We start from the raw sequence: 12168 nt of genomic DNA, 5'->3' as shown, positions 1-12168 counted from the left end.
GCGGCGGACGGCCGACCCGGGCGGAAGCCGCGCGGCGCGAGGCGCGCATCGTCGAGGTCGCCACCCGCCTGTTCATGGAGCGCGGCTTCGACGCGACCTCGATCGACGCGGTCGCGGAGGCGGCCGGCGTCAGCAAGCCGACGCTGTATTCGCGCTATCGCGACAAGCGCGCGCTGTTCGAGGCGGTGCTCGACGAGCGCATCCGCGAATGGCTGGCCCCGCTCTCGGCCGCTGCCGAGACGCAGGCCCTCGAGGCCAACCCGCGGGACGCCGCGACCGTGCTGGACGAGCTCAGCCGCAACCTCCTCGCCCGTGCCCATGCGCCGGGCGCCGCCGCGCTCACCCGCTGCATCGCCGCGCAGGCGATGCAGTTCCCCGATCTGGCGCGGCTCGCCTACGAGGAGGGCTGGATGCGCGGCGTGCGCGCGGTCGGCCGCCTCCTCACGGTGATGGCCGCGCGGGGGCAGATCGCGGTCGACGACGCGGAGATTGCCGCCGACCTGTTCCTCAATCTCGTCCTCGGCCGCAGCGCGAAGCAGGCGCTCTACGGCATCGCGGTCGACCCGGAAGCTCAGGAGAAGCGCCGCCGCGCCGCGGTGGCCCTGTTCCTCGCCGGCTGCCGCCCCCTCGCACCCGAGCGCAGGTGAAGCCGGCGGGCTGGAGAAGAAAGCAGGCTTGCCAAGAAAGTCGAACGTCTTGTTCGAAACTATTCGGGTTTTCGGATCGGCAAGACGGGCCCATCTTCGCTTCATCGGACGGCGGCCACCGGGTCGCCTCGCCTCAGATCGATGGAGCCCCCCATGTCCAGCATCCTCAAGGTTTCGGTTCTCGCCCTCTCCCTGGCGGCCGCTCTGCCCGCCGCCGCGGTCGCGCAGAGCTACACCGCGCCGGCCGGCATCCCCACCGAGACCGCGCCCGGCACGGTCTCCGGCCGCCCCGTCGAGCGCGGCGTCGGCCAGGCCGCGCCGAGCGCCTACGATGCGATGGTCACCGGCTCGGTCGGCCGCATCCAGGCGCACAAGCCCGCCCGCCGCTGACCCGGCGGCGCCGACCTTGCTTGCCGGATCGCCGGGGCCGGACGCGCCCCGATCGTTCGAGGATCCCGGCATGCGCGGCCCCGGAACACCGACGCTGGACCAGCTCGGGGTCTTCCTCGCGGTGGTCGAGGCCGGGAGCTTCGCCGCGGCGGGCCGTCGCCTCAACCGGGCCACCTCGGTGATCAGCTACGCGGTGGCCAATCTCGAGCAGCAGCTCGGCCTGCCGCTGTTCGACCGCGACGCGACGCGACGGCCGCAATTGACCGAGGCCGGGCGCGCGGTGCTGGCGGAGGCGCGCATCGTCGCCCACGGCGTCGACGCCCTGCGCGCCAAGGTCGGCGGATTGCTGAGCGGGCTCGAGGCGGAGGTCAGCCTCGTCGTCACCCTGCTGATGCCGGGGCCGCGGCTCGTCGATGCGCTCAAGGCGTTCCAGGCGCGGTATCCCTCGGTGGCCCTGCGCCTGAACGTCGAGGCGCTCGGCGCGGTGCAGCAGCACGTGATCGACGGCCGGGCGGCGATCGGCATCGGGGTCGAGCTCTGGCAGCGGGAGACCGACCCGCTCGAGCTGGTCTCCGTCGGCGAGGTCGAGATGGTGGCGGTCGCCGCGCCCTCCCATCCCCTGGCCGCCGCCGACGGGTCGGTGTCGGGCCTGGCGCGCGAGCACGTGCAGCTGGTGATCTCCGACCGCTCTCCCCTGTCGGAAGGCCAGGAATTCGGGGTGATCGCGCCGCGGACCTGGCGGCTCTCCGACATGAGCTCCAAGCACACCCTGCTGCTGGCCGGGATCGGCTGGGGCAGCATGCCCGCGCACCTGGCGCGCGCCGACCTCGAGGCGGGGCGCCTCGTGGCGCTGAAGCTGCCGGAGGCGACGCGCCGCCTGCTCCCGCTCACCGCGATCCACCGCACCGACCGCCCGCCCGGCCCGGCGGGGCGCTGGCTCATCCGCCGCTTCGTGGAGCAGGCCGAAGGCTGAGCGCCGCCCTCCGGGCGACGCTCGCGTCTTCTTGATGCCGCCCGGCGGTCCCCGCCCGGGCCGGCGCGCCCGGACTCGGAGCAAAGGCGCCCCCGGTGAGTTCCCTCGCGTGGGGGCGGCGCCGCGCCGTCCGCGCGGGTCGGGGTTCGGTTTCGGAAGGACGGATGGCTCAGGACACGGATCCCACCGGTGACGGGTGGACGCTCGCCAGCTTCACCGCCGCGATCCACCGGGGCGGCGTCGGCCTGTGGGCTTGGTCGCCGGAGCGGCGGCTCGCCCAGCTCGACGGCCTCTGCCGCGCGTTCTGGGGCACGACCGAGCCGGTGGTGGGCATCGACGCGCTGTTCGCGAAGGTGAACGCCGAGGACCGCCCGGGCATGATGCGGGACTGGGCGGCGAGCGCCACCGATCCGCAGGCCTACAGCTTCGACTTCCGCATCGGCGACGGCGCCGACGCCCGCTGGATCTCGGCGCGCGGCATCGGCGGCGAGGCCGGCCGGGTCGGGGAGTGGGTCCAGGCCATCTTCCTCGACATCACCGACCGCAAGCGGGCGGAGGATGCCGAGCGGCTGCTGACCGCCGAGCTGGCGCACCGCGTCTCGAACATGTTCACGGTCGCCCGCGCGCTCACCGCCATCGTCGCCCGCGAGGCCACGTCGACGCCGCACTTCGCCGAGGACCTGTCGCAGCGCTTCGGGGTGCTGCACGAGGCGACCGCCCTGGCGACGCGGTCGAACCGGGCTGACCGGGGCGACGTGCGGCTGCGGGACCTCGCCGAGCGCATCCTGGCGCCGTACCTGAACGGCGCCAACATCGCCGTGGACATCCCGGACGCGGCGGTGGCGCCGCCCGACAAGGTCAACGACTACGCGATGATCGTCCACGAGCTCGCCACCAACTCCGCCAAGTACGGGGCGCTGGCCGGCGGCGGCACGCTCAGGCTGGTCGGTCGCGTCGCCGACCGCGCGCTGACGCTGGACTGGACCGAGGGCGGCGCGCCGTCCGGGACGCCCAAGGCCGACGGGACCGGGTTCGGGTCCCGCCTGCTCAAGCAGACCATCGAGCGCAGCCTGGCGGGGCGGTTCGACCGTACCATCGACGCGGCCGGGCTGCGGTTCCGGATGGTCGTGCCGACCCGATGACCGGCCGGGCCCGCCTTCGGGGCGGATCGATGCCGTTCCCGGTCGCCGATCCGAGACACGCGCGCACCAGCCCGACCCGAATCGCGGTTCAGACCCCATGGCGCTCCTGCTAGACGGCCCGGCGTGACCACAGCACCGCACCAGCCCATGCCGGCCGAGTCCGAGGCGAGCCGCGTCCGCCGCGAGACCCGCCGCATCCTTTCCGAGATCGCCGGCGGGGCGGACGTCACCGACCCGTTCGCGGCCGCGGTGCGGGCCACGCGCATGCCGATGATCGTCACGGACCCGCGCCAGCCCGACAACCCGATCCTCTTCGTCAACGCGGCCTTCAGCCGCCTGACCGGCTATGCCTCCGAGGAGATCATCGGGCGGAACTGCCGCTTCCTCCAGGGGCCCGACACCGACCGGGACGACGTCGCCCGGGTGCGCGCGGCGATCGCCGCCCGGCAGCCGATCGAGGTCGCGCTCCTCAACTACCGCAAGGACGGCACGACCTTCTGGAACCAGCTTCTGCTGGCCCCGGTGAAGGACGCCGCCGGCGAGGTCGCGTACTTCTTCGCCAGCCAGTACGACGTCACCGCCGACGTGCTGCAGCTCGCGGCTCTGCGCGGCGAGAACGCCGCCCTGTCGGCGGCCCGCGCCACCGACGCCGAGCGCCTGCAGTTCAGCGAGATGGCGCTGCGGCTGGCGACCGAGGCGGCCGAGATCGGCACCTTCGACCTCGACGTGGCCGCCGACGCGCTGACCCTGTCCGAGCGCACCCGCGAGCTGTTCGGCCTCGCCCCGGACGCCGCGTGCGATCGCGCGACGCTTCGCGACGGCCTCCACCCGGACGACCGGGAGACGGTGCTGGCGGCGCTCGCCGCCGCCCTCGATCCGGAGCGGCGCGCGCCGTTCGAGGCCGAGTTCCGCGTCGTCTCCAAGGCCGACGGCACGGTGCGATGGGTGTCGGCCAAGGGGCGCGGCCTGTTCGACGGCCGGGGCCGGGCCTTCCGGGCGCTCGGGACGATGGTCGACGCCACCGGCCGCCGCGAGACCGAGGAGCGCTACACGGCGCTGTTCGAGGCGGTCGACGACGGCTTCTGCATCATCGAGTTCATCGACGGGCCGCACGGTCCGGCGAGCGACTACGTCCACATCGTCGCCAACCAGGGCTACGAGCGCCAGACCGGGATCGCCGGCATCGTCGGGCGGACCCTGCGCGACCTCGCGCCGGAGGAGGCCGAGGGCTGGCTCGCGCTCTACGGCGGCGTCCTGCGCACGGGGGAGTCGATCCGGTTCGAGCGCCCGTTCCCGCGCGCGGGCCGCCACATCGAGGTCTCGGCCGCCCGGATCGAGCCGGCGAGCCGGCGCCAGGTCTCGGTGCTGTTCCGGGACGTCACCGGCCGCCGGCGCGCGGAGGCGGACCTCCAGGCCAGCGAGGCGCAGTTCCGGGCCTTCGCCGAGGCCGTGCCGAACCAGATCTGGGGCGCCCGCCCGGACGGCACGCTGCATTGGTTCAACGGCCAGGCCTACGCCTATACCGGCGCGGCGCCGGGGGCGCTGAACGCGGCCGCGACCTGGTCCGACCTGATCCATCCCGACGACCTGCCGGCGGCGCGCGCCGGTTGGGACCGCTCGGTCGCCACGGGCGAGCCCTACGAGGTCGAGTTCCGCATCCGCGGCGGCGGCGGCTACCGCTGGTTCCTGGCGCGGGCGCAGCCGGTGCGGGACGCCGCCGGCGCTCTGACCCAGTGGGTCGGCACCCACACCGACATCGACGAGCGGCGGCGCCAGGCCGAGGAGCTCGAGCGGCAGGTCGCCGCCCGCACCGCGGAGCGCGACATGATCTGGAAGGCGTCGTCCGACCTGCTCTGCGTCGCGAACTTCGAAGGCCGCTTCGTCAGCCTCAACCCGGCCTGGGCCGCGACGCTCGGCTGGACCGAGGCCGAGATGAAGGCCGGCCCGTTCCTGGACCTGGTCCACCCCGACGACCGGGCCGTCACCGAGGCGGCCGCGGCCGGCCTGGCGCGGGGCGACGCCCAGCTGTCGTTCGAGAACCGCTACCGCCATCGCGACGGCGGCTGGCGCTGGCTCTCCTGGAACGCGGTCCCGAACGGCGGCCTGATCTACGCCACCGTGCGCGACGTCAGCGCCGCCAAGGCCCAGGCCGAGGCGCTGGCGCGGACCGAGGAGGCGCTGCGCCAGTCGCAGAAGATGGAAGCGGTCGGGCAGCTCACCGGCGGCCTCGCGCACGACTTCAACAACATGCTCGCGGGCATCGTCGGCTCCCTGGAGCTGATGCAGACCCGCATGCTCCAGGGCCGGATGGGCGAGCTCGACCGCTACATCGGCGCCGCGCAAGGGGCGGCACGCCGCGCCGCCGCCCTGACCCACCGCCTGCTCGCCTTCTCCCGCCGGCAGACCCTGGCCCCCAAGCCGACGGACGTGAACCGTCTGGTCGAGGGCATGGAGGACCTGGTGCGCCGCACCGTCGGGCCGGGCGTGTCGGTCGAGGTGGTCGGGGCCGCCGGGCTCTGGCCGACCCTGGTCGACCCGAGCCAGCTCGAGAACGCCCTGCTCAACCTCTGCATCAACGCCCGCGACGCGATGCCGGAGGGCGGCCGCATCGTGGTCGAGACCAGCAACCGCTGGCTCGACCGGCGCGCCGCCCGCGAGCGCGACCTCGAGCCGGGGCAGTACGTCGCGCTCTGCGTCTCCGACAACGGCACCGGCATGGCGCCGGACGTGGCGGCGAAGGCGTTCGACCCGTTCTTCACGACCAAGCCGATGGGCGAGGGCACGGGGCTCGGCCTGAGCATGATCTACGGCTTCGCCAAGCAGTCGGGCGGGCAGGTGCGGATCTACTCCGAGCCCGGCAAGGGCACGATGGTCTGCATCTACCTGCCCCGCCACCTCGGCGAGGCCGAGGCGGTCGAGGCGGTGCCCGACCTGTCGGACGCCGCGCGGGCCAAGCTCGGCGAGACGGTGCTGGTGGTCGACGACGAGCCGACGGTGCGGATGCTCGTGACCGAGGTGCTGGAGGATCTGGGCTACGCGGCGATCGAGGCGGCGGACGGCGCCTCCGGCCTCAAGGTGCTGCAGTCGGACGTGCGCATCGACCTGCTGGTGACCGATGTCGGGCTGCCCGGCGGGATGAACGGGCGGCAGATGGCCGACGCGGCGAAGACCGCGCGGCCCGGCCTCAAGGTGCTGTTCATCACCGGCTACGCGGAGAACGCCGCGCTCAACCACGGCCACCTCGCCCCCGGCATGGAGGTGCTGGTGAAGCCCTTCGCCCTGGAGGCGCTCGCGACCCGCATCCGCGGCCTGATCGAGGGGCAGGCCTGAACGAACGCGGTCCGCTGCGGCGCTCCGCGCGTCCCGGAGGTGCGCGAACCGTTCAACGGAAAAAGGGCGCCCGACGGTAAGTCGGGCGCCCTTCGTCGAGGACACGTCGCGTCGCGGGCGCAACGGCGCCCGCGACCGGCGCCTCAGTAGCCGTAGCCGTAGGCCGGGTAGCCGTAGCCGTAGGCGGGGGCGTATCCGTAGGCCGGCGCGTAGCCGTAGCCGCCGTAGTACCCCACCGGGCGGCCGTAGCCGTAGCCGCCGTAGCCACCGTAGCCGCCGTAGGAATTCGCCACGATCGCGCCGGCGGCGAGGCCGGCGATGCCGAGGCCGATCGCGGCGCCCGGGCCGATGCCGCGGCGATAGCCGTAGCCGCGTCCGTATCCGCCGCGGAAGCCGACGCCGCGATAGCCGTAGCCGCCGTGACCGAAGCCGCCGTGGCCGTAGCCGCCGCCGTAACCCCAGCCGCGGGCCTCGGCGGGGGCCGATGCCAGCATGCCGAGCCCGAGCAGTGCGGTGGAAGCGAGTGCGAGCTTGCGCATCCAAGATCTCCTGTCTGGGTGAGTATGGCTCTTAAAACGACCTCGGCCGCACCGCGTTCCAACATCGGTGGTGGTTCGACATGTCACAGTGTCGTTGAACCAGCGTACCGGTGAAGGCTTCGGCCTCGCGCGGGAGCGCGAGCGCGCGAGTTCCGGCCCGGCGCCGGGGTCCCGGCCGGGATCTTGCTCCGCCATCCGCGTTGACCGGAGGCGACCGCGTGGAGCATGAAGGCCCGTCGGCGCCGCGGGCACCCGCATGGGAGCTTCCGTCGCCGAAAGCCGTTCTCGGACGGGCATGATGGTGGCGACCATGCCCCATGGAAACGGACGGCATGGACGACGAGATCGAGCGGCTGCGCAGCGAGAATCAGAGGCTCGAGGCCGAGGTCGCGCGCCTGCGCGAGCGGAACGCGTCGCATGTCAGGCTCCCGGATTCCGGCCAGCGCACGTCCGGGGCGGATGTCGACCTGCTGTTCACGGCGGCGGAGAAGACCCGCATGCCGCAGATCGTCACCGACCCGAACCTCCCGGACAACCCGATCGTGTTCGCCAACCGGGCGTTCCAGGCCCTGTGCGGCTACTCGGCCGACGAGCTGATCGGCCGCAACTGCCGCTTCCTGCAGGGGCCGGACACCGATCCGGCGGACATCGCCAAGGTGCGCGACGCCATCGCCGCGCGCCGCGACGTGGTCGTCGAGATCCTGAACTACCGCCGCGACGGGTCCACCTTCCGCAACGAGCTCTACGTCAGCCCGGTCTTCACCGCCGAGGGCCACCTGCGCTACTTCTTCGCCAGCCAGCTCGACGTCACCCGGTTCCGGACCGAGGAGGGCATGCTCGCCGAGAGCGAGGCGCGCTACCGCACCCTGTTCAATGCCCTCGACGCCGGCTTCTGCGTCATCGAGCTCCGGTTCGACGCCGACAGCCGCGCGGTCGACTACCGCTTCGTCGAGGCGAATCCGGCCTTCTCGCGCCACACCGGCCTCGACGACGTGGTCGGCAAGTGGGTGAGCGAGGTGGTGCCCGACCTCGAGCGCAGCTGGCTCGATACCTACGGGCAGGTCGCGATGACGGGCCGGGCCGTCCGCTTCGAGAGCGGCGTCGTCGCGCTCGGGCGCTGGTTCGAGGTCCAGGCCCTGCGCATCGGCGATCCGGTGCAGCACCGGGTCGCCCTACTGTTCAACGACGTCACCGACCGGCAGAAGGCCGAGAGCGTGCTGCGCGACACCGCCCGCGACCGGACCACGGAGCGCGACCTGGTGTGGCGGGCGAGCCGCGACCTCCTCGTGGTCTGCGGCTTCGACGGCCTCTACCGCTCGGTCAACCCGGCCTGGCACGAGATGCTGGGCTGGTCGGCCTTCGATCTCGTGCGCACGTCCTTCAGCGACTACGTCCACCCCGAGGACAGGGCGGCCGCGACCGCGGCGTTCGAGCTGCTGCGGGAAGGCCAGGTCCTCGACAGCCTCGACGTGCGCATGCTCACGGCGGACGGCGACTTCCGCTGGGTGTCGTGGAACGCCATCCCGCAGGAGGACCACTTCTACGCCGCCGGCCGCGACGTCACCGAGCGCCGCGCCCTGGAGGAGCAGCTCCGGCAGTCGCAGAAGCTGGAAGCGGTCGGCCAGCTCACCGGCGGCGTCGCGCACGACTTCAACAACCTGCTGACGGTGATCCGGTCCTCGACCGACCTGCTCAAGCGCCCCGACCTGCCGGAGGAGCGCCGGCAGCGCTACATCGGCGCGATCTCCGACACCGTCACCCGCGCCGCCAAGCTCACCGGCCAGCTCCTCGCCTTCGCCCGGCGCCAATCCCTGACCCCGGAGGTGTTCGACGTCGGCCGCAGCGTCGCCTCGGTCGCCGACATGGTCGGCACGCTCACCGGCGCCCGCATCCGGGTCGTCACAGACGTGGCCGCGAACCGGGACGGTCGCGGGAACGAGGTGCCCTACCTGATCGACGCCGACCCGAGCCAGTTCGACACGGCCCTGGTGAACATGGCCATCAACGCGCGCGACGCCATGGACGGCGAGGGCCGCCTCGACATCGGCGTGCGCCGCGCCTCGGCGATCCCGGCGGTGCGGGCCCATCCCCGCATCCCCGGCGACTTCGTCGCCGTCTCGGTCCGCGACACCGGGACCGGCATCGCGGCGGCCGATCTCGATCGGATCTTCGAGCCGTTCTACACCACCAAGGGCGTCGGCCAGGGCACCGGGCTCGGCCTGTCGCAGGTGTTCGGCTTCGCCAAGCAGTCGGGCGGCGAGGTGCTGGTCGAGAGCACGCTCGGCCGGGGCACCACCTTCACGCTTTACCTGCCCCGCGAGGTCGGGCGGTCCGTGGCGATCGAGGAGGACGGCGAGCCCGAGCCCCTCGCCGACGGGCACGGCACCCGCGTCCTCGTGGTCGAGGACAACCAGGAGGTCGGCTCCTTCGCCACCCAGGCCCTGCGCGAGCTCGGCTACGAGACCGTGTGGGCGATGAGCGCCGAGGAGGCCCTCGCCGTCCTGTCCGCGTCGCCGCGCTTCGACGTGGTGTTCTCCGACGTGGTGATGCCCGGGATGAACGGCATCGACATGGCGCGGGAGATCCGCCACCGCCACACCGGCCTGCCGGTCGTCCTCGCCTCCGGCTACAGCCACGTGCTCGCCGAGCAGGGCACCCACGGCTTCCCGCTCCTGAAGAAGCCGTACTCGGTCGAGGACCTGTCCCGCACCCTGCGCCGGGCGGTCACCCGGGCGGCCTCGCCGGGGGCCTGACGCGCGGGGCCCCCCTCGATCACGGCGCTCGCGCAGATCCTGCCGCGCGGCGTGGCCGCGACCGGCTCCGCGCGGGCCGGATCACCCGGAGACCCGTCCCGCATGCCCCGTCGCATCCTCATCACCGGCGCGAGCGTCGCCGGGAACACCGCGGCCTGGTGGCTCGGCCGCCACGGCTTCGACGTCACCGTCGTCGAGCGGGCGCCGGGCTTCCGCGACGGCGGCCAGAACGTCGACGTCCGCGGGGTCGGGCGCGAGGTCCTGCGCCGCATGGGCCTGGAGCAGGCGGCGCTCGACCGGGGCACCGGCGAGCAGGGCACCGCCTGGGTCGACGGGCGGGGCCGGGCGGTCGCGGCCTTCACGATGGATGCCAGCCTCGGCGACGGCCCCACCGCCGAGATGGAGATCCTGCGCGGCGACCTCGCGCGGCTCCTCTACGAGCCGGCCCGGGAGCGCGCGACCTACCGCTTCGGGGATCGCGTGACCCGGATCGACGACGGAGCGGAGGCCGCGACGGTGACCTTCGCCTCCGGGGCGAGCGAGCGCTACGACGCCGTCCTCGTCGCCGAGGGCGTCGGCTCGACGACGCGCGAACTCGTGTTCCCCGGCGAGGCCGACCCGCGCTGGATGGATCTCGCCATCGCCTACTTCACCATCCCGCGGACCGCGGACGACGACCGGATGTGGCGGTGGTTCAACGCGCCCGGCGGCCGCGGCATCTCCCTGCGCCCCGACCAGCACGGCACCACCCGCGCGATGCTCACGCTGCGGCAGCCGCCGGGCGGCGAGCAGGATTGGGGCGCGGACCGGCAGAAGGCCTACCTGCGGCAGCGCTTCTCCGATGCGGGCTGGCAGGCGGCGCGCGTCCTTTCCGGGATGGAGGCCACCGCGGACTTCTACTTCGACGTCCTGCGCCAGGTGCGGATGCGGCGCTGGTCCAGCGGCCGCGTGGCGGTGACCGGTGACGCGGCCTGGTGCGCCACGCCGCTCGCCGGCATCGGCACGACGCTGGCCGTCACCGGCGCCTACGTCCTCGCCGCCGAGCTCGCCCGCGGCGACGACGTCGCCGCGGCCTTCGCCGCCTACGAGCGCGCCATGCGCCCGATGGTCGAGGACGGGCAGGGCGTGCCCAAGATCGCGCCGAAGCTGATGAACCCGAACAGCCGGCTCGGCATCAGCCTGCTCCACCGCGTGCTGCGCATCGCCAGCCGGCCGGGCCTCCGCCGCCTGGCCTCGAAGCTGTCCACCGGCCGCGCCAAGGAGCCGGACCTGACCGGCTATCCCGATCCCGCCGGCGCCTGACGCGGGCCGGCGGGGCGGATCGGGTGCTCGCCCACGCGTGGTCACGGCGTGCGCGGCCCCGGCCCCCCGGCGCGGATCCCGCATCGGTCAGCCTCGGTAGCGCAGGGCCTCGATCAGCACCGCGAGCGCCGCCGCGGGCTGCCTGCGGCTCGGATAGTACAGGTGGTAGCCCGGGAAGGGCGGGCTCCAATCCTTCAGCACCCAGGTCAGCGCCGCGCTGTCGAGATGGGGCTGCACCTGATCCTGCGGCAGGTAGGCGATGCCGAACCCGTCCAGGGCGGCGCGCAGGATCATGCTCACCGTGTTGAACACGACCTGCCCGTCCACGCGAACCCGGACCTCGCGCCCGTTGGCCGCGAACTCCCAGGCGTACAGGCCGCCATGGGTCGGCAGGCGCAGGTTGATGCAGGCGTGGCCGGTCAGGTCCTGCGGCGTCCGCGGCGCAGGCCGGCGCGCGAGGTAGGCCGGCGCGGCGACCGCCGCCATGCGCATGTCCGGCCCGATCGGGACGGAGACCATGTCCTTGGCCACCACCTCGCCGAGCCGCACCCCGGCGTCGAAGCGCCCGGCGACGATGTCGGTCAGGGCGAAGTCGGTGACCAGCTCCACCTGGATGTCCGGGTACCCGGGCAGCACCCTCCGCAGCGCCGGCCACAGCACCGCCGCGACCGCGTGCTCGTCGGCGTTGATCCGCACGGTGCCGGCCGGCGTCTCGCGCAGGTCCGTCACCGCGACCAGGCCGGCCTCGATCTCCGCGAGCCGGGGCCCGACGGACCGGATCAGCCGCTCGCCCGCCTCGGTCGGCGCGACGCTGCGCGTGGTGCGCGTCAGCAGCCTCAGGCCCAAACGCGCCTCGAGCCCGCGGATGGTCTGGCTGAGCGCGGGCTGCGACAGGCCGAGCTGCGCCGCCGCCCGGGTGAAGCTCCGCGCGCGCGCGACCGCGACGAAGGCGAGCAGGTCGTTCAGGTTCTCCCGCGCCATTCATGGAGTCCGGCGCATCGCCGCGTGCGCATTCCGGCATCTAACGCCCGTCCGGCGCGCGGCCAGCGTGGGGCGGAGGTCCCGCCGACGAGCCCGACGGTGGCGATCGCG

The 12168-nt window shown here is 73.7% G+C and carries 9 protein-coding genes; 7 read left to right on the top strand and 2 right to left on the bottom strand.

From position 1 onward, the window contains the following. The 5 genes from FV223_RS09810 to FV223_RS09790 form a co-directional block, all read left to right on the top strand. A partial coding sequence (locus FV223_RS09810; protein ID WP_246689651.1) for a TetR/AcrR family transcriptional regulator occupies positions 1-647 on the top strand: 647 nt, incomplete at its 5' end. A 153-nt stretch (positions 648-800) separates the two neighbouring features. Continuing rightward, the gene (locus FV223_RS09805; protein WP_147726800.1) at positions 801-1037 is read left to right on the top strand and encodes a hypothetical protein; all 237 of its coding nucleotides are present in this window, start codon (positions 801-803) and stop codon (positions 1035-1037) included. Between the two features lie 70 nt (positions 1038-1107). Further along, a complete protein-coding gene (locus tag FV223_RS09800) occupies positions 1108-2010 on the top strand; it encodes a LysR family transcriptional regulator (protein ID WP_147726797.1) in 903 nt (300 codons plus the stop codon). Positions 2011-2174: 164 nt separating this feature from the next. Beyond that, positions 2175-3152, top strand: a complete 978-nt coding sequence (locus FV223_RS09795) for an HWE histidine kinase domain-containing protein (protein WP_147726796.1) — start codon at positions 2175-2177, stop codon at positions 3150-3152. A gap of 147 nt (positions 3153-3299) precedes the next feature. Then, complete coding sequence (locus FV223_RS09790; RefSeq protein WP_147726802.1) at positions 3300-6482, top strand: PAS domain S-box protein; 3183 nt, start codon at positions 3300-3302, stop codon at positions 6480-6482. A gap of 143 nt (positions 6483-6625) precedes the next feature. On the opposite strand, the gene FV223_RS09785 is transcribed toward FV223_RS09790, so the two are convergent. Then, the gene (locus tag FV223_RS09785) at positions 6626-7021 is read right to left on the bottom strand and encodes a hypothetical protein (protein WP_147726794.1); all 396 of its coding nucleotides are present in this window, start codon (positions 7019-7021) and stop codon (positions 6626-6628) included. 332 nt (positions 7022-7353) lie between these two features. Between FV223_RS09785 and FV223_RS09780 the strand changes: the two genes are divergently transcribed. Together FV223_RS09780 and FV223_RS09775 are read left to right on the top strand one after the other, a co-directional pair. Next, entirely contained in the window at positions 7354-9774 is a 2421-nt protein-coding gene (locus FV223_RS09780) for a PAS domain S-box protein (RefSeq protein ID WP_147726792.1), read from the top strand. Between the two features lie 102 nt (positions 9775-9876). Continuing rightward, complete coding sequence (locus FV223_RS09775; protein ID WP_147726790.1) at positions 9877-11076, top strand: FAD-dependent monooxygenase; 1200 nt, start codon at positions 9877-9879, stop codon at positions 11074-11076. Positions 11077-11163: 87 nt separating this feature from the next. Here FV223_RS09775 and FV223_RS09770 read toward each other — a convergent pair whose 3' ends face one another. Continuing rightward, positions 11164-12057, bottom strand: coding sequence for a LysR family transcriptional regulator (locus tag FV223_RS09770; RefSeq protein ID WP_147726788.1), 894 nt, complete (start codon positions 12055-12057; stop codon positions 11164-11166). Positions 12058-12168: the final 111 nt, after the last annotated feature.

This window comes from Methylobacterium sp. WL116 (assembly GCF_008039455.1).
Lineage (GTDB): Bacteria > Pseudomonadota > Alphaproteobacteria > Rhizobiales > Beijerinckiaceae > Methylobacterium.
Note: the sequence above shows the minus strand (reverse complement) of the source record. Positions and strands in the feature narration are given on the sequence as shown.